Raw genomic sequence first — 19,578 nt, forward strand, 5'->3', positions numbered from 1 at the left:
ATGTATAACCTCAGCATTCAATGTATAGTAGGTGGTAATTATGCTACCAAACAATAATGACTGCTGGACAACTAAAGATTATGAAGAAATCTTAGAGAAATCTAATAAACATCTATGGAGATTTATTCAAAAGAATTCTTCCTTGTTTTCTGTCGAAGATGCTTTTTTAAATTTAACTAAACTAAGCAAAACAGACTTACAATTGCTTAGTAAAATTCATTTCATCCTTTCAGAAGAAGTCAAAATGTTTGTTGATGAGGTTGCTCCGTCTTTACTGAAAAAGTTATCTAAGACATCCTTAAAAGAGAATGAAGTTCTAAGAGGACACGTAAAAGGTAAGATAAATTGGACTAGAACCATTAAAGAAAGATACTCTACCGGAGGAGATCCTTCAATATTCGTTTGCAGCCGAAGATCAGCAGTGTTTGATTTGCCTGAAAATAGAGTTCTACTTTATCTATTAAAGCAGATATATCATATATGTAGTGAAATTACTAACTATGAACATACTGAAATAGAAGGTTTTAATGTTCCTGAATCTGATAAGTGGGATTTGACTGTCAAAAACATAGGTATAAAAACAAAAAAACTTTTGAGAAACCCGCATGTACAAAAGATTAGTGACATGCACTATTTGACAAATAAAACGTTGATTAGTGCAGAAAAAACTAGAGGGCATATGTACAATAAACTTGCAGATGTAGGCCGAAGGTTTAATGAAATGACAAACAATCCTTTAACCTACCTGAATAATATATTAAGGGGGAATGCTCTTAGGCCTTTATCAAAAGATACATTATTTGAGATTGCGGTTTTATTTAACATTTCCGATTTTCTTTCTTCAACTGGATGGACTGAGAAAAAGGCTACATTAATTGGCTCAAAGTCCAATATTATTAGTCACTATATGTTAGATGATTTGGAGTTAAAAGTATATTATCAAGGTTTACCAAAGTCATTTACAAAGAATAGTAAATATGGTCCTTTAATGGCTGATTACGGCCTTAGTTCAAAATACCGTCGTCCTGATATTATTCTTGAATTAACGAAAGGTAGTAAAAAAACGTACTTGATTATTGAAGTTAAGCGTTCTGATAAAAGGGACTATTTATCAGATGGAGCATACAAATTATTTGGATATATAAAGGATTTTGAAAACGTTAAAGAAGAGGATATAGATATTAGAGGAGTTTTGGTCGGTTGGTCTAACATCAAGGACAAAAGCACTTTTAATTCCGATAGTGAAGTGTACATTTCCTCATGGAATAATATGAGTGAAGTACTTAAGTGTTTAATACCGGGTGAATTTGAAGACTCTGTTGAATAATAAGGTGGATTTTGGGATTAGTTTTAATTTTATGGTTATTCAAACTTAATGTAATTGGACTTTCATTAAATTCTCATACAGTGGTTAAAATGGTACATGAGAGCATTGTTTGTTAATGTTGTTATAACAAATGAACAAAAAGGGTGATTTTAGTGAAGAATTCGTTCGATGACAATTCTTTGTATTTGGAAATAGAGAATTTTGAAGATGGCAATGATGAGAATAAGGAAAGGGATGTTCTAAACCCAACATATTATTCAAACAACGAATTAACTGAAATATACCCCGAAGCAAACATTAAGGTTGAAAGAGAGCAATATCCTATCTTTCAACTTAAAAGAAAGTATGACAAACAAAGTATTATTCTAGACCCAGACTTTCAAAGAGCAAAAGTTTGGAAATCTAATCAACAATCTGAGTTAATTGAGTCTGTTTTAATGGGGATGCCTCTTCCTACATTTTATTTAAATGAGTCAAAAGATGGCAATCTAATAGTTGTAGATGGACGACAAAGGCTAACAACTTTTTTCTCATACTTAAATGATGAATTTAAATTAGGTAATCTAAGAATACTGAGTTATTTAAATGGAAGTAAGTTCAGTGATTTGGATCAAAAGTTACAAGCCAATTTAGAGGATTTTCAATTAATTACTCAGGTAATAAAGCCACCTACTCCTGACAGGATAAAATTCGACATTTTCGATAGGGTAAATAGGGGAGGGACACCTTTAAATAACCAAGAAATGCGAAATGCTCTTTATCAAGGAAAAGCATCGAAACTGTTAAATATTATTTCAAAATCGCAAATTTTTAAGAAGGTTACTACTAACTCCATAAATTCAGTAAGGATGAAGGACAAGTATTTAATATTAAGAACAATAGCATTTTACTTATGGAGAAAAAATATGTTGTTAGATCCAAATGGTTATAAAATAAATTATAAAAATGATTTAGATGAGTTTCTCGGTAATACAATGGAATTCTTAAATTCTTTAAGTGATGAAAGTATAGAACAATTAGAGAATTTGTTTTATAAAGCCTTAGAAAACAATTATGAAATATTTGGACAAGATGCATATAGAAGACCCTCAGATGGTGGTAAGAAAAAGCCGATTAATATGATACTGTTTGAATCATTCAATTACTTATTTACCCATTTTGATACTTCGACTTGTAGAGAAAATAAAGCAGTTATTAAAGAAATATGTGAATTTTTATTAAAAGATGAAGAGTTAAATAGGCTACTTACTAGTGATAGAGGTCGGGGAATTGTGATTCCAGATATTTTTGATATCTTTGATAATATAACAAAGGAGATTTTATATGCTGTCCAAGATTGAAATAAATAACTTAAAGTGCTTTGCATCTAGTGAAATTGACTTAAGTAACTTTAACTTACTAGTAGGAATGAATTCAGCAGGAAAATCAACTTTAATTCAATCAATATTATTGGCAATTCAGAATGTAACAAATGAAGGAAGGAATCCTTTAAATGGACATTTAATATCACTAGGTGAATTTAGTGAAGTTCGAAACTTTGTAAGAAATGCAAAGAATTTTTCGATCAGTATTGAAAGTACGGATAATGAAAGATTGGATCTGTTTTTTGAAGAAGATTATAATGGATTAAATCTAAACTTAGACAAAGAAAACGCTGAAGCATTGTACAATTTTTTTGATGAAAAGAACAAGCGTATTAGATATTTATCATCTAAGAGGATAGGCTCACAAGATTTATACTCTAAGAATTACGAAAATCAAAATGATATAGGTGTATTTGGCGAATATGCAATTGATTATTTTGATAATAATAAGTCTGTTCCAATTGAAGACGAATTTATAACTGATAAAAATATAGGGAGTACCCTCGAACAGCAACTTAACTATTGGCTTAAGTATATAATTAACGGAGAATTATCTACACAAGATATTGAGGGTACAGATCTTGTAAGAGCAAAGTTTTCTTATGTGAATAATAGAGCAGTTAGACCTAAAAACATTGGATCGGGACTAAGTTACGTAATCTCCATAATCATTAGTACTCTCTCTTCCAAAAAAGGTGATTTAAATATTATTGAGAATCCAGAAATCCACCTACATCCAAGGGCTCAATCTAGATTAACCGAGTTTTTGACTTTTATAGCAGATAAAGGTGTTCAATTTATCATAGAGACACATAGTGATCATGTTTTCAATGGTATGAGAAAAGCAATAAATAAACATGTGATATCTGATAATAATGTGAGTACGCATTTCTTCGAAATAAATGAGGAAACATTATGTTCAAGTCCTGTAGAAATAGTATTTGATAGGCATGGGAAAGTTAAGAATCATCAAATAGGTCTCTTCGATCAATTTGATGATGATCTTGATGAATTATTAGGGTTGTGATTGAATTGGAAATAGTTGTTAATGGGTTTTCGGTAGATGGAAATTTCAATGATGAAAATGAATTTTATAAATCTTTGTACGAAATAGTTAGAATAGAGAGAGTTATGTCGGACTTTTCCTTCTCTCTTCTTAAACACTATGAATTGTATTCTTCACTAGTAACTAGAGAACTTACTTTAAACGATGTTTTAACGATAAAGGAGTCAAGAGCGAATGATGAGGTTACTATATTCAAACGATTGCTAAGTAATCTCACTCAGACCCCTCCATTTTGGAACGATAATCAAAAGCATAGCCATAACGATAAATACACATGTGAATATACTTCTGATACTTATGGATATTCTCTTGCAGAGGCTTGTGAAAGAGATCAGTTGGTGCTCTCATTTGATCATATTAATTTCCGTGTACCTTCTATAAATATTCAAAAAAATGCTCAAGATAAGCAATTAATAAACTTCTTTTCGTTCTATGAATTTCTTGATTATTTATATGAAGAGGGATTTATAGATGCCTTATATTATTGCAAGAAAAAGTTTGATTCAGGTATGATTTCTTTTGAACTACTGGAGAAAGGTTATGGATTTGAAACGCTAGAAAATCAAGAAATTCCACAATACATATCAACTTTTGAATATTTTAATGATTCGACTTGGTCAGATATATTTCAAAACAATAGTTTAGATTATAAATTATATCAGCCTAGTAAAGAGAATGATTGGTTTAAGGAGTCCAAATTTAGTAATAAAAAAATTTATAAATTTAGAACTAGCCAAAAATATAGGTGCTTTGGATTTAGAGAAAATGATACCTTTTATGTTTTGAGGTTTGATACAACTCATGAAATAAGCGATAATGGTTAATTTTAAATCTATGAATCTAACATGTTAAAAGGTTATAAATTGTTAGAATCATTGAGGAAATAATTTTTACTGGGCTGGAAGTATATTAGAATAAAGAGCGCAAAGTAAGCGCTCTTTATTTCATTAAACTATGAAGTTTTAATTTCTTCCTTTAATTTTTCTATAAGTAGTTTGATTGACCTCATGTCTCCTGTTTGCACATAATAATTGGATGCATCTAACTTATTGTTCTTTCCTACTTTATTCAAATATGCCCCTCTTGGAACAAAAAGTTGATTATTAATTGCCCTCTTCAGATCACCTCTAGTAACAAAACCTGCAATTTCATACTTGAAAGAATTCTTTATTATGTTGGCATATAGTTCGTCTGCAGAAATTGAAGAACTATAAAGAGATCTCATACCCTTTAATATATCTGAAGCAAAGGGATGGAGTCTTACCAGAATAGAAGCATCATATTTACCGCCATTTTTTTCGATATCTGGAATGTAAAGTCCATCTTCATTCCAGTCTTTTGATTCTAATAGCAGTAATTGTCCGTAAGATTTAGTTGACTTTATAGATAACTTCCTTTTTCCTATTTCAAAATCGCCTGAATCCCAACTACCTAGATTATACATATCAGTGTCGGGACGAGATACTTCTAATCCTTGAGAGGTGAATATATTATATATTGCAAATTCTGCAAGTTTACCTTGGAAAGTGTCTGCAAATACCTCCCCATTTTTCCTTTGATGTGTGCCACCAGAACGATAGTTTCTATGTACACCCTCACTTCCGAAACTCATTCCATAAGCAAAATTGAAGACTTCATCAATGATCTCTTCTCTAAATTCTCCATGTGGACTGAAACTTTTAGTGTTAGTGAATTTAAACACTGTCCCATTTGAACTTCTGTAACTTTCCATCTTTTCCATTTAGTCACCCCAATATAAGTAATTTAGGGTAAATCTTACTATAAATATGAATTAGTGGCCACACCTTTATTTCCAATAAAATCTAGAAAACACCAACATATATATAATTATGTGACAAATTTCTGGTAAAATAGTTACAATAAATAATTTAATTTTGAATTATATGTGTTGGAGGAAAGACATGTCGATTAAAAACCTAAAAGTTCTCCATAATGAGTTAGAAAAAGAATTACCTGATTGGATTAAATTTGCAAATGTTCTGGGTGAGTACATATATGATTATGGTTTGTATAAAAAAATACCTGCCAAGATTGTAATATCTCTGCCTACTCAACTATATTTTTCTTTGTTTATTGCTATGGGAATTGCAGACAAAAAGTTTTCAATTAATAAACAAACAAGATCAATTCGAAAAACTTTTTTAAGTTTGGAATCTGGTAGAAGAATTATATATGTTGATGAGTATAAAGCAAGGAAGATGTCTGTTTTAGCATTGGAAGAAAGTCCAGTATTTGAAGGAGAAATGCTGCTTAAAGTAAAAGATGGAAATGTAGAATTCGGCATCCCGGAATGGCAATGGTTAGAGAAAGTGATTATTTTAGATGAAGAGTATGATGGCATAAAAAATTCAATTAAGGTGAATAACAAAAAGCAATTAGGATTAAATGACAATTTATTCCTAAAAAGTATTTATTCTCAGAATCAATTAAATAGAAATGCTTTCTTTCCGGGAGACTACTTTTATCTAATAGGAAATTTGCTAGATATAGAAGAGTCGTTGAAAGAGGAAATATTTATTTCTGACGGAGAAAGAGGTGCTTTACAAGATTTTTTATATCTGAATTCCAAAAATAGTTATACAAATGGGAAATTAATTTCTTCACAAAAGAGGAAATTAGATTTTGAAGTAAATGAGAGTACTCCAGTGATTTTCTCTGATTCTCTCAGTTACCTTAAACAAAAGAAAAAATTTCAGAAAAACCCTCAAATAATTATTACAAGTATGACTGAAAGTGAAAGTAGGTCTACTGAAATAATTGAGGAATTAAAAATAGATTATCTACAGAATGATAATTCTTTAATTACTAAAGATATACTGAATTATATTAAATTAAATGAAGTGAAAGTGCCTAACGGGGTAGAACTTATGGGGTGGAGGTGAGATCTTGAGTTTTAGTAATGTACTAGATCAGTATGAAATTGTTAATAGTACAGTTTCTTTTAGGCAAATCAGCAATAGTGAATTGAAGCATTTAGGGATGAAAATAAATCAATTAAGATATGAAATTTTTAATACTTACGAGCATGACGAACATCTTTTTGAAGTACTAAATGTAGTTAAGAAATGTTTTTTTAAACTGATTACTGGCTTAAATACCTATGAACAAATTATAACTAAGGATTTAGAAGGAGAAGTGTTAAGGAGCCTTACACAGGTGAAAAATAGTTATCCTGAATTGTTTAGTTCACTTGTATTGGATGTTGGAAAATTAATCAAAGGTTTATCTGAAACAAAAGATAATAGTTTACAGGAATCTATCATTAATTATATTCAAGAAAAGAAAGAGAAGACGGGTCTAAAAGTAGTAATAGTATCTAAGAGTGCTTTGTCTGAAGAGGAAAAAGAGTTAGTAAAGAAAAGTATTGATTCTTCTTTAAAACTCCAATTCCTAACTTTCAGCAGTTTCAGGAAAAGTTTAGTTGTTTTTGATGAGGTAATCTATATAGGGAATCCTGATTATTTTGGTGAGACTGCTAAACGAAATTTTAAAAGTAGTAATATTACTTTTTTTTCATATGATTTTTTCTCTAACAAGATTATCCCCAGAAATATTTTAGATGAAATAGATAGCCAAGGAGTTTTTAGCACTCTTTATGATCATGTGAGTTTTGAGAAAACATTAGAATTTAAAGAAGAAATATCGTTAGTAGAGAGAGAATATAAAGAGGAGGCTGTTAATCAATTAATTGAAAGGTCTGTAAACGGCTCTGATAAAGGTCAAGAAAATGTAGAAACAAAAGTCGTTACGTTAGAGAATAACAGAATTATTTTTATACCTACAGATGCAAAAGTAAGAGTTTTCTCTCCTAATGTAAAAAATAAAGTAGTAGTTCAAAAAAGTTTTATTGATGTTGAAGAGGACGACTTTATAGTCATAAGAAATGAAAGTGACACTAAATTGATTGCCGAAGTTGCAGATAGAGAGATACTAAGAGAAAACGCAATAAAGTTCAGACATAGGCAAAAGCATTGGAAAAAGAGACTGAGATCTAATGTTGATAAAAAGGGATTAAAAGGTGTCAGTGATATTTTGTTTAAAAAATATAAAATGAAAACATCTTATCCTGCTTCAGTTCGTTTTTGGTGTAGCGATGACTCAATATGTCCAACAGAAATAAAATTGTTGTTAAAAGCCTTAAAATATAACCAAGAAGAGGTACAGAAAATTAGTGACACTATGAATGTTATTAAAAGGGCACATATTAGTGCTGGGAGTATTATTTCAAAAAAATTAATGTTTGAACTTTCTGAACTCTCGAATGAGATCCACACTGAACTTCAAGAAAAAGGTTATTATACTTTTAGATCTCATGAATTTGATGGGGCTTCCTTTAACATAGAAAGAGTAGTTTCAATCGACAATACAATACGAACTGTACCTTCAACAAATATAATGAGGGTAATGAGTTTAGATTAAGAAATGAAGGAGTAATGTAAATGAACTTAGAAAATTCATTGTCTAATAGAGATAAAGTTCATAGCAATGTGAAAGAAGAGATAATTGGTCCATCACAGATAAGAACTCATTATAAGGAGTTTAATCCTGTCGGTACTTCAATATTTGAAAATAAGGATGAGTTTTATGAACCTCACTACTGGATTGTAGGGGGGGAGAAGGAAGAAGTGTTACAGAGAGAAACTCCTAGTCAACGGTATGTAAGTGGCATGTTGTATCCTTTAAAAACTAGTTCTGCCGACGAAACTTCCCTTGAAAGTCCTATACATAAAGAAAATGAAGAAATATCACAAGAGGGAGAAGATTTAGAGGTAGATCAAATAACCAATGCTGATGACGAAGAAAGTTCAGAGGACCATGGTGAGGTTGAGTTACTGCCACAATCAAATGATTTTATGCCTTCTACAATGGGACTAACATTTTGTGTTGATAAAAATGTTCCTAATTTACAAGTGAAAATTGAGGGAGGTACTTACACACCACATAGTGTTTATTTGAAGGGAGAAAGTCAAAAGACACAAAAATGGTGGTTACGTGAGACAATACAAGGATTTTGGAATTTGGATATAGAGGATCTTTGGAAAAATAAAGAGAAAAAACATAATGTGTCTTTGAAGAATAAGAAGGACCAAGACATTAGTCATTTAGACATCCACTTTCAAGGCCGTATTCGAGAAATTAACAATAAATATATCATTACTATTAGTGTAACTAACCGTACTAAAGACAACGGTAAATTTAATCTTCAGCAACTTATTTTATTTCAGTCCAAAGTGAGCATCTCTACTCCGGATAATTACAGTTTCTCATTCTATCCTAAAGATTATCAGATGAAGAATGATATGAGTGATGAAGAAGCGTCAACAGAATTACTTTACAAAAATGAATATGTGTATGCTTTTGGACATGGTTGTTCAACACACTGGGAGCAAAATCAAGAGGTAATACAAGAGATATCTTCTACTTTCATGCCTGAGTATGAATCTCTAAGTATGACACCTAACATTTATATAAAAGAAGGTAATAAAAAAGTAGAACTTGAAATAAAAATGAGTGACTTAGCGGGTTTATCTTCAGATAAAGGTCCAGGTGAGATTTTACAACCATTAATTAAAGGTTATGGTGATTGGATAAAAGAAAAGGAAGCAGAGTTGGGTTCTATTCCACTCCCTTTAAAGCCTGCAGCAGAGAGGCACATTAAACTGTGCAAAGAAAGTTTGGAAAGAATAAATAAGGGGTTAGAGTTACTTGAGGATAAAAAAGCGTTAAAAGCATTCAAACTTGCTAACCTAGCAATTTTACTTCAACAGAGGAATGGTAAAGTTATCAGAGATGGTAAAGTCGAAAATGGAAATATTATTTTTGATAAAGATATAAGTGATAATGTAGAGGATGAACAATCGCTTAAGTATGCAGACAATACTTGGAGAGCCTTTCAAATTGCTTTCATTTTAATGTCTATGGAATCTTTAATAAACGAAAAATCAAAGGCTAGAGAAATAGTGGACCTCATCTGGTTTCCAACAGGTGGTGGTAAAACAGAAGCCTATCTAGGAGTGGCCGCTTTCCAAATGATTTATCGCAGATTAAAAGATCCATACGACTCAGGTGTTGATGTCTTAATGAGATATACACTGAGATTATTAACTGCAGACCAGTTTCAACGCTCTTCAAGGCTGATATGTGCATTAGAATATATTAGAAAGACAAAAGGTCAACTAGGAGAAACACCGTTTTCAATTGGTATTTGGGTAGGATCAAAAACTACTCCAAATAAAAATAATCAAGCAAAGACTGAACTAGAGAAGTTAAGAAAGCAATCAAAAGATTGTCAAGAGTTTATCGTAAATAATTGTCCATGGTGTGGAGCGAAAATGGGTTATTATTCGGAAGAAAGAAGTAAAAAGAAACATTACTTTGGATATAAAGCAGGGAATAATGAGTTAGTTTTACATTGTCCGGATAGTAACTGTATGTATAATGATGAATTACCTATTTACTTAGTTGATGAAACAATATACAAAAAGAGACCGACATTTTTGATAGGAACGATAGATAAGTTCGTTCAATTAGTATGGAAGCCCGAGGCAAGGTCGTTATTTGGGTTAGGCAAAAATGGAGAACGAGTAGTGAGCCCTCCATCATTAATTGTACAGGATGAATTACACCTTATTTCTGGTCCTTTAGGAACTTTAGCCGGTTTATTTGAAACCTTGATTGAAGAGTTGTGTTTAAAGAATATTGATGGTGAAACTATAAAACCTAAAATAATTTCGGCCACTGCTACAATAAATCAATTTAATGAACAAGCGTTAGCGTTATTTGGAAGGGAAAATGCAAGGCTTTTTCCTAGTCCAGGGTTAGATAATAAAGACTCTTTCTTTGCCAAGCCTGCTTATTATGATGAAACTGAAACTAAACCTATGCCTGGACGAAAGTATGTTGGTGTGTACACTCAAAAAGTAAGAATAATGATGTCACAAGTTATGACTTTTTCATCAATCTTACAGGCATCTTCAGAGATAGAACGGACTGAAAGAGATCCGTACTGGACGTTGCTAACATTTTATAATACCCTCCGTGAATTAGGCGGTGGCTTAACTTTAACTCAAACAGACATCCCACAATATTCAAATGCAATGGCTAAAAGAAAAGGTATGTCAAAGGATATTAGGTATATAAATAATTATCTTGAATTAACATCTAGAAAACAAAGTCACGAAATATCTAAAACTATTGATGATCTCAAAGTAAGTTATAAACCAGAGCAAAGTAAAAAAGATAAAGAAGTAATAGATTTATGTTTAGCATCTAACATTATTGAAGTAGGTGTAGATATAGATCGCCTTTCAGTAATGGCAATTGTTGGCCAACCTAAGATGACCGCTCAATATATCCAAGTTAGCGGTAGGGTAGGGAGAAAATGGAGTGAGCGTCCGGGCCTTGTGTTCACTTTATATGCTAATACAAAATCAAGGGACAAATCACATTTTGAACACTTTAGAGAATATCACCAACGTTTGTACTCACAAGTCGAGCCTACAAGTGTTACCCCTTTTTCAGACTCTTGTTTAGATAAAGGCTTAGAAGCAGTACTTATTGGCTTTCTTCGTCAAGCACTTAATCAATACATTGCATACACTCCAGACTGGAGAGAAATAGAGAAATTTATGAGTGAAAAAATTGTTCCTTTTTATAACCGTTTAGTTAAGAGAGTAGAATTGGTTGATAAAGAACAAGTAGATGAATTTAAGAGTAGATTTAAGAAAATATTAAAGAATATCGAATTAGGTTCATATAACTCCTGGGAGGTTGACAAAGAAGTTGAAGGTTATATGTATTCTGCTGGTAAAAATATTCCTCCTGCGTTAAAAAAGAATTCATCACCTATGATAAACTCTCTTCGTAATGTAGATGCTGAGTGCAGAGGTTTAATAGTTTCTTTATATCAATCTATGGAAGAGGACAGTCAGAGTAGCAGTTGGGAGGATTTGCTATCATGAAACATATCCCTTTAAGAAGTAGTCAATTAATTACAACATTTGGCCCTGGCGCACTTATAATAAGTCCAACAGGAGAATCGGCATTAATAGGATCATTAGATAAATGGTTTTATGACAAGAATGATAACAAAGCACAAGAAATGAATGAATTTGAAATTGTTGAACCCAGACTACGATCAGCACTTAAAGTCGATAAATTATTTATGCCACCTGATTTTAGAGAAGGCTATCGTTTTAAAGGAGACGATTTAGGCAATGCACAATCCAACACTGACGTATATATTCCATTATTAAGGTTTCCCACATGGCAGTATTGTCAATATTGTAAAACGCTACATCAAGCCCAGTTATCTAATAGGTCTAGTTGGCTATTATGTAAAGGATGTAATAGAAAAAGTAAGATGATACAAGTCCCATTTGTAATAGTATGTGAACACGGTCATTTATCTGACTTTCCATGGAGAGAATGGGTTCATAAAGATCAAGATACTACATGTAATGGGTTAATGAAGATTGTGTCAACAGGAGGCGCTACTTTAGATTCTCTTAAAGTCAGTTGTAGTTGTGATAAAGAAAGGTCTTTACGGGGAATTATGTCTAGAAGGAGTAATTCTGAACAAGAGGAAAACGGTGTAAGTGAACTAAGTAGAATGCTCAATGATTCTGAGGAATTATATGAGTGTCCTGGAAATAAGCCTTGGTATGGTTCAGAAAAAGAATCTGAACCATGTCATGCCTACCCAGTAGCAGTTCTTAAAAATTCTATAAATGTTTATTTTCCAAATAAATTAAGTGCTATTTATCTTCCAGGAGAAAATAAAAATGCAGAAGAAATAATAAATATATTTGAAAGAAATTTTATCACTCCTTCACTCCTGAACATGACAGGAGATGAGACAATGCAGGATAAAATTAAATATGTTAAGAGGTTCTGTCCTTCAATAATAGAAGATTTTAATGAAAAAGATATTGAACTTGCCATTCTATATACAGAAGGTGAAATAGAAATTGAAACATTTGAAGGAACTAACCCAAAGAACATAGAGAACCATTTACGCCAAAAAGAGTTTGAGACCCTAATATCTGAAGTGGATAATAAAAACTTGAAAGTCAAAACAGCATGGATTAAAGGTAATAGTTCGGATAACGGAATAAAGACGTTCTTTAACAAGATTAATAAGGTGACAAAATTAAAAGAAACGGTTGCATTAACCGGATTTAATAGATTAAGTTCTAATGGTGATAGTGATGATAGCAAACAAATAGTTAAAGGGAAGAACCTTCTTTTTAAATATCCTGATAAACCAGAAAACAACTGGTTGCCTGCATATAAAGTATTTGGAGAAGGAATATTTTTCACATTAGATGCGGATAAGTTACTAGAATGGGAAAACAATCATATAGTGAGAAATTACTTTAATAGGATGTTAACTAATGCTGAAAAATCAGGTATGGATATTAGTGAATCATTTACTACACCAAAGCAAGTTTTATTGCATACTTTATCACATTTAATAATTAATGAACTTGCATTAACTTGTGGCTATAATGCAGCCTCACTAAGAGAGAGGTTATATTTAGATGAAAATCAATCCGGTCTTCTTATTTATACATCCTCAGGTGATATTGATGGTACATTTGGAGGCTTAGTAAGAATGGGGAGAGAAGATTACTTTTTTCAAATTGTGAAGAAAGCGTTGGATAAAGCAAAATGGTGTAGTTCCGATCCTGTATGTTCAGAAATTGGTAAAGAAGCAGGTCAGGGTGTAAATAACATTAATGGAGCATCATGTCATAGTTGCTCATATTTACCTGAGACATCCTGTGAGAGTGTTAACTTATTTTTGGATAGAACATTACTAGTAGACCCTGAAATAGGATTGTTTAATGAAATCTAGAACATCTAAAATATGAAATTATTTAAATAGTTTTAATGGTTGATTTGCTATAAAAACTCTTGAAAAGAACAGAGGTGATTCAATTCTCTGTTCTTTTTGTATGAAATTAGATCTATATTGTTCGATGAAAATTTGCTAATATTTACATATGAAAGTGAGGGGAGTAAATTGTTTTTTGATAGACAAACTCAGGAAGAGCAAGAACACTACATTAAGTTGTTACAAGTTGTAGGTTCACTCTCTAATTTATTTAGTGAGAACAAAACGCCGTATTTATACTACAGAGCCGCAGAGAATATTTTTTGTAAAGCATTAAACGCTAATAACCTCGCTAGAGGTGACGTATCCTTTGATGCTTTTAAAGGAAATGTCGGTATTGGCTTAAAAACTTTCGTTCATGGGAATGGGAAAAAGTTTGAAAAAATTGCCGAGTTCAATAAAGATCTAGAAAAGTTTCGAGGATTAGATGCAGAAGAAACAATGCAAAAAATTGTGGAATTACGAAATGAACGAATAGCCGCTACCGAACGTGCACATGGGACTAATGAAATGATTTATCATCTAGTCACTAGAAAAGATGGAAAATTTGAGATATATGAAGAGGAAATGCATTATATTGATATTGATACACTAAAGTTAGATAAAAAGAAGACAACGGATAAAAATATCTTCTTTAAAGATAAACATGCGAATTATAAGTTTTACATTGCAAAAAGTACATTATATAAACAATTCTTTTGTGAAAACCCAGTTGCTTCATTCAATGTAGAGATCTTAGATAATCCTTTTGAGTTCTTATTGTCAAAGGATTCACAGCAATACTATATGGTACATGAATCAGAAGAAGAAAAGTACGAACAAATTTATTTACCTCTTTATTCAGCAAGAAGTGGTGAAGTGGAAGAGAAAAGTGGTTTAAATCAATGGAATGCAGGTGGTAGATCAAGACATGAAGATGAAGTCTATGTTCCTATCCCTTCTTGGATTCATAAACAGTTTGAAGGTTTCTTCCCATTTGACAGGCATACAGGGGATAAAGCACCGTTTATTTTAGTTTTACCAGATGGTAAAGAGATTGATGCAAGTATTTGTCAAGGTGGGGGGAAAGGATTTATGAGTAATCCAAACAAGGAATTAGGTTATTGGATACTTCGTACCATTTTACAAATTCCGGTTGGTCAACTTGTAACTTATGCAGACCTAGATCGTGTTGGCATAGATTCTGTTCTTATCACAAAATACGATGAACATCGTTTCAAAATTAATTTCGCTTCCAAAGGTTCTTATGATGAATTTGAAGGTGAATTTAAAGATTGATAAGTGATGAAAGATACGAACAATACTAGTGCTAAATTGCCCATACAAAATATAAGTTTTAGGAAATTAAACACAGGGGGCAGCCATTATCCACAAAACATGATAAAATAAAGTATGCTTAAATCGGACGGAACATAAGTTCGTGTGGAGGTGTGCTTATAATGACAATTGATAATGACTATAAATATACTGTATCCTCACTTTTTGCAGGTGTTGGTGGGATAGATAAGGGGTTTGAACAAGCAGGAGCCAATGTCATCTGGGCTAATGAAATGGACAAGAATGCTTCTATAACCTATAGAAAGAACTTTAATCATGTTTTAATTGAAGCAGATATCAGGGATGTACATGAATTTGAAATGCCTGATGATACTGACATAATCACGGCCGGTTGGCCATGTGTTGCATTTTCAATTGCTGGTGAACGGCATGGAATGAAATATAAATGCCATGAATGTGAGCATATCCATATGGTGTCATATAATGAGTATGTTAATGGAGCAGTATGTCCAGAATGTGGAGGAAAAACAGAGGCAATTGATCCTAGAGGGACTCTTTTTTATGATGTAGTACGTTTTATTCGTTCTAAAAAACCTAAAGCCTTTTTCTTAGAAAATGTAAAAAACCTACATGGTCATGATGGAGGAAGAACATTCCAAGTAATAGAACAAATGCTTCGGGATAGTGGATATCATTTTGAGAGTCGCATTTACAACACAATGGATTATGGGAATATTCCTCAAAACAGAGAACGTGTTTTTATAGTAGGTTTTAGAAATAAAAAGGCGTTACAGAAATTTGAATGGCCAAATAAAGTGCCGTTAACACTTACTATTGATGATGTATTAGATCGTCAAGACAAACAAAATGATAAATACTACTATGATGAAAGTTCTCAATACTATCCAATGTTAAGCGAATCCATGAATAGGAAAGACACAGTTTATCAACTAAGACGTGTATATGTTAGAGAAAATCAAAGCAATGTTTGTCCTACACTAACAGCCAACATGGGGGCAGGTGGGCACAATGTTCCTTTAATCATCGACGATTGGGGGATAAGGAAATTGACGCCGAAGGAGACCTTTAGGTTTCAAGGCTTCCCGGTTGATAATGACTACAAACTTCCAGAGGATATGGCAAATTCTCATTTATATATGCAAGCAGGTAATGCAGTGAGTGTTCCTGTTATTAGGAGGGTTGCAGAGAGACAACTAGAGGCCCTAAATAGTGTATATAAAAAGAATCGTTCATCTAAAGTAAAAGAAGATAAGGAAGCAGTCACGACTGCATAAAAAGAACCCGCTTCGGCGGGTTCTTTTTTATACCTTCACGGTATTAATATATTCATCTAAAAATGCAAATGCTTTTTCTATGTATGCTTTCTCTTGTCGATAATGTTCATATTGTGGTTTAACAGTTTTTAAGTTTTTGTAGTAATAAAATTTTAAAGATGTATAACTGTTAAATAGATGCTCGTCTTCAATTAAATCGTCCTTTAGTTCTTCCATGATTTGCAACAAATCAGAGACATTAATAAATTTTTCGTTTTGTTTATTTGCTTTCATATTGATGCTTCCAACTCCTACCTAATTATATTTTTATCTTGCCAATAAACTTCTTTTTATCTAAAATAAATTCCTTTAAATTTCATAAAACGTGCAGTTTTTGAAAAACTGTAAGCAAAAAAGAAGCAGTACAATGGACGAAGCATATAATCACTAGAATGTATTTCCGTTACATGATGATTAGAACTCCCGATATCTTGTAACATGCTTCTTATATTCTGATGGACCTTATTTACTCTTCCAGTATCCGCTTCACCAAAATTAAAAATAATCTCCCTTTGTGTTGTACACTCTTTTTTTACCCATGATAATCTCCTCCTTTCCTGTAACTACTTATTTATTTATAGGTTTTTCTCGAAATATAACTACACATATACCAAGTGGTATTCCACTTCAAATATATATAAGAAGAAAAATAACGAAAAATATAGTCTCATAATTGCATCTGTAATCCGAGTTATAAAAAACGAAGGTGATTGTCTAAGATTAAAAATAGAAACATAGAAGCGGTCCCATATTTTTTGGGGAGTATTTTGTGAGGCCAATATACTTGTAAAACTCTCTTTTTCATATGCAGGAGTGAACACTTATTCGTATAAATGAACAAGTGTAATCAAAAAATCTGTAGATAATATGGAGGAGATAACTTATGAAAGAAAGCAACATTAACCCCACTTCGAAATTTCAGGATATTCAAGAGAGTGTACTCTCTCACGGAGAATACACTTTTATAGTTTCAAGGAACAAAATTCCGCTTCCAGTCAAACATTTAATCCAGTCGGATTACCACTATTGTGTGTATATTATCCGCCATGATAATTTAAAACAAATGGATAAGTTCAATGTGCTTTGCTATCACGATTCTCATGTAGATTTAAAAAGTTTATTACACAAGAATTATCCGAAGTTTCAAGAGTTCATTCTCGATAAAATAGAACTGTTTAACTTCTACCAGTTAGCCAGAGAATTAGACGAAGAATATCTTATCGATAAGGAGCAGGAGTAATATCCTGTTCTTTTTTATGTGCTTTTTTGTCGATAAGGCCGAATAGATATTAAAAAAATAATTGTATATAAAGCAGAAAAAACTCTCCATGTATTGAAAATAATAAATAGAGAAAGGAGGAATAGGTATGAAAGAGTACATAAAGAAAATTGAAGTAGAACATTTAAATATAGATTTTTCTTTAAGTAAAACAAACGTGTTACTTGTTCTATATAAAAAAGGATTAATCAATGAAACAGAATTTATTTTATTGAAGAAAGAATTTTTAAAATATGATCTTCAAGTGTCTCAAACAACCCAATATTTTAGTTCATTTAATAAAAAAATTAAAGGGGATGATCTAAATGAAAGTATAGATAAAGTTGAAAACCTATTGTTATATATTCCATAAAAAGAAGGAGGGAGATACATATGGAAAAAATGAGTTATGAAAATTTAAAAAGAATAAACCTGTTATTTGTTCAACAGGGTGGTTTACATATTATAAAAAATGAAAATAATGTAATTCTATATTTCTTTGATAATCAGGGGAACGAAGTAGATTCAACCGTCTTAACATGGAAAGAATTTGAACAGATTAAACAAAATAAATACATTAATTTTAGATTTACTGTTTAAGTATTTCAGCAGGTTTTACACACGATAGCAAGTCATTAAGTGACTAAAGTGGATAATTTTCCAGGTCGTAGTATGAAGCCAATAACATGATAATTGTTAATATCTTTAATGCTGCTTTTTCATTGGATGCACGTTATAATAGTATTTGTAACCAAAATTGTAAATTAAAGGAGTGTTTAGTTGTGGAAGACTTCTATTTATCAAAATTGCATCGCAATGTGGTTATAGTTGGAATTTTTATATTTTTTAATACTTATTTCTTAATCCTGTTACCTTTGGCAATTGTTGAAACAGATATCCCGCTTTGGCAATTGTATGCATTGAATATTTTTGCATGCACGATGGGGGCATTGTTTATGCGGAAGATCCTTGTCCCAACATGGAGGACGGTAATTCGTAACGATATCGAGAAAATGCCTATTCATATGCAAGTGTTTATGTATTTCACTTTGCTTATAATTGCTGTTCTTAGTGGAGTGGTGGTCAACTATGGAGAGAACAACTTGTTTTATGCATTTTATGTACCTGCTAGCGGACTGATGGGGGCTTTCATATACGATATGTGGGCTTCCACCTACCTTAAAGTTTGGAGAGAGTATAGTAAGAAAGAAAGATTTGAAATTGTGCAAAAGTCTTAGTTAATATGCAGGCATAAAGGAATTTATAAGGAAATGAAAGGGTAGGATTCTTTAAACATAATTATCGTTAAAATGGAAACGATTAAAGCAGATAGTTACAGTGCTTAAGTTTTATTACTGTAGTAATCTGCTTTTTTTGTGGTTTATTAAATTATGTGAAATAGGAGGTGCATTATTAGGTAATGTAGGTGTAAGTCCTAGGTTCTGTGCTCAATAGTTAATTACAAATAAGTAAAATATAAAAAAGGGGACTAAGAATGAGGAAACTATTTCTTTTCTGTTATTACTTAGGATTATTAACAGGTGCAATGGGCCTGTTAGCAGTAGCAGGGGATTTATTTATATTTAATAAATCTATATTTAACAATGCAGACAATATCCAGTTTTTCATATTAATTGCATTTAGTTTTATCATTAAGTATTTTATTTTGCCTAAAACGAATAGTAATAAGGTTAATTAAAAGAAAATTAAAAGGTATCAATATGGACTTATTAAGAAGTTATTTCCCTTAAGTATCTTATAAGCAGGTTTATAAAATACTTATCAAGGTTTAATAACATTTAAAACTATAGAGTAATAAAATTACGACTTTTTAGCCTCTTATAAGTTTGTTTATAAGGGTCTTAATAAGTCTTTTATCAAAGTTTATTAATGAATAAAGAATATTGTTTATGGCATTCTAATAATGTAAGGATTGGCATTTAATTTATGCCGGCCCCCGCGGGGGCCGGCATAAATTAAAAAAGTCACTTGCCAACCCCTCATAATAACTTTAAACTCCTCGTTGGACCAA

At 31.8% G+C, this 19,578-nt stretch carries 16 protein-coding genes; 14 read left to right on the forward strand and 2 right to left on the reverse strand.

What is annotated here, in order from left to right; all coding sequences use genetic code 11:
• Window positions 1-40 precede the first annotated feature (40 nt).
• The 4 genes from GLW08_RS12550 to GLW08_RS21650 all read left to right on the forward strand — a co-directional run bounded on the left by GLW08_RS12550 (window position 41) and on the right by GLW08_RS21650 (window position 4,581).
• Window positions 41-1,327 carry a hypothetical protein gene (locus GLW08_RS12550; RefSeq protein ID WP_160848980.1) on the forward strand — a complete coding sequence of 429 codons (1,287 nt, stop codon included), beginning with the start codon at window positions 41-43 and terminating at the stop codon, window positions 1,325-1,327.
• 152 nt (window positions 1,328-1,479) lie between these two features.
• The gene (locus GLW08_RS12555) at window positions 1,480-2,667 is read left to right on the forward strand and encodes a GmrSD restriction endonuclease domain-containing protein (protein WP_160848981.1); all 1,188 of its coding nucleotides are present in this window, start codon (window positions 1,480-1,482) and stop codon (window positions 2,665-2,667) included.
• Window positions 2,651-3,718, forward strand: coding sequence for an AAA family ATPase (locus GLW08_RS12560; RefSeq protein ID WP_160848982.1), 1,068 nt, complete (start codon window positions 2,651-2,653; stop codon window positions 3,716-3,718). Before GLW08_RS12555 ends, GLW08_RS12560 begins: the two co-directional genes overlap by 17 nt.
• Before the next feature lie 5 nt (window positions 3,719-3,723).
• Window positions 3,724-4,581, forward strand: a complete 858-nt coding sequence (locus tag GLW08_RS21650) for a hypothetical protein (RefSeq protein ID WP_202410167.1) — start codon at window positions 3,724-3,726, stop codon at window positions 4,579-4,581.
• A gap of 128 nt (window positions 4,582-4,709) precedes the next feature.
• Here GLW08_RS21650 and GLW08_RS12570 read toward each other — a convergent pair whose 3' ends face one another.
• Window positions 4,710-5,498 (reverse strand): hypothetical protein, encoded by a 789-nt coding sequence (locus GLW08_RS12570; protein ID WP_160848983.1) that lies wholly within the window; start codon window positions 5,496-5,498, stop codon window positions 4,710-4,712.
• A gap of 181 nt (window positions 5,499-5,679) precedes the next feature.
• Here GLW08_RS12570 and GLW08_RS12575 point away from each other — a divergent pair, with 181 nt between their 5' ends.
• From GLW08_RS12575 to dcm, 6 genes are all read left to right on the forward strand, one after another.
• Window positions 5,680-6,660, forward strand: a complete 981-nt coding sequence (locus GLW08_RS12575) for a hypothetical protein (RefSeq protein WP_160848984.1) — start codon at window positions 5,680-5,682, stop codon at window positions 6,658-6,660.
• A gap of 4 nt (window positions 6,661-6,664) precedes the next feature.
• Window positions 6,665-8,197, forward strand: coding sequence for a DrmE family protein (locus tag GLW08_RS12580; RefSeq protein ID WP_160848985.1), 1,533 nt, complete (start codon window positions 6,665-6,667; stop codon window positions 8,195-8,197).
• 20 nt (window positions 8,198-8,217) lie between these two features.
• Window positions 8,218-11,739, forward strand: coding sequence for a helicase-related protein (locus GLW08_RS12585; RefSeq protein WP_237458422.1), 3,522 nt, complete (start codon window positions 8,218-8,220; stop codon window positions 11,737-11,739).
• Window positions 11,736-13,637 (forward strand): DUF1998 domain-containing protein, encoded by a 1,902-nt coding sequence (drmB, locus tag GLW08_RS12590; RefSeq protein WP_160848986.1) that lies wholly within the window; start codon window positions 11,736-11,738, stop codon window positions 13,635-13,637. The genes GLW08_RS12585 and drmB overlap by 4 nt, the downstream gene beginning before the upstream one ends.
• A gap of 168 nt (window positions 13,638-13,805) precedes the next feature.
• Window positions 13,806-14,954 carry a restriction endonuclease PLD domain-containing protein gene (locus GLW08_RS12595; protein WP_160848987.1) on the forward strand — a complete coding sequence of 383 codons (1,149 nt, stop codon included), beginning with the start codon at window positions 13,806-13,808 and terminating at the stop codon, window positions 14,952-14,954.
• A gap of 161 nt (window positions 14,955-15,115) precedes the next feature.
• Complete coding sequence (dcm, locus tag GLW08_RS12600; RefSeq protein ID WP_160848988.1) at window positions 15,116-16,249, forward strand: DNA (cytosine-5-)-methyltransferase; 1,134 nt, start codon at window positions 15,116-15,118, stop codon at window positions 16,247-16,249.
• Window positions 16,250-16,276: 27 nt separating this feature from the next.
• On the opposite strand, the gene GLW08_RS12605 is transcribed toward dcm, so the two are convergent.
• Window positions 16,277-16,522: a hypothetical protein gene (locus GLW08_RS12605; RefSeq protein WP_160848989.1), complete on the reverse strand. Its 246-nt coding sequence runs from the start codon at window positions 16,520-16,522 to the stop codon at window positions 16,277-16,279.
• 649 nt (window positions 16,523-17,171) lie between these two features.
• Between GLW08_RS12605 and GLW08_RS12610 the strand changes: the two genes are divergently transcribed.
• The 4 genes from GLW08_RS12610 (at window position 17,172) to GLW08_RS12625 (ending at window position 18,784) form a co-directional block, all read left to right on the forward strand.
• Window positions 17,172-17,528 (forward strand): hypothetical protein, encoded by a 357-nt coding sequence (locus GLW08_RS12610; RefSeq protein ID WP_160848990.1) that lies wholly within the window; start codon window positions 17,172-17,174, stop codon window positions 17,526-17,528.
• 127 nt (window positions 17,529-17,655) lie between these two features.
• Window positions 17,656-17,919: a hypothetical protein gene (locus tag GLW08_RS12615; protein ID WP_160848991.1), complete on the forward strand. Its 264-nt coding sequence runs from the start codon at window positions 17,656-17,658 to the stop codon at window positions 17,917-17,919.
• A 20-nt stretch (window positions 17,920-17,939) separates the two neighbouring features.
• A complete protein-coding gene (locus GLW08_RS12620) occupies window positions 17,940-18,146 on the forward strand; it encodes a hypothetical protein (protein ID WP_160848992.1) in 207 nt (68 codons plus the stop codon).
• Window positions 18,147-18,328: 182 nt separating this feature from the next.
• The gene (locus GLW08_RS12625) at window positions 18,329-18,784 is read left to right on the forward strand and encodes a hypothetical protein (RefSeq protein ID WP_160848993.1); all 456 of its coding nucleotides are present in this window, start codon (window positions 18,329-18,331) and stop codon (window positions 18,782-18,784) included.
• The last annotated feature ends 794 nt before the right edge of the window (window positions 18,785-19,578 follow it).

The organism is Pontibacillus yanchengensis (assembly GCF_009856295.1).
GTDB lineage: Bacteria > Bacillota > Bacilli > Bacillales > BH030062 > Pontibacillus > Pontibacillus yanchengensis_A.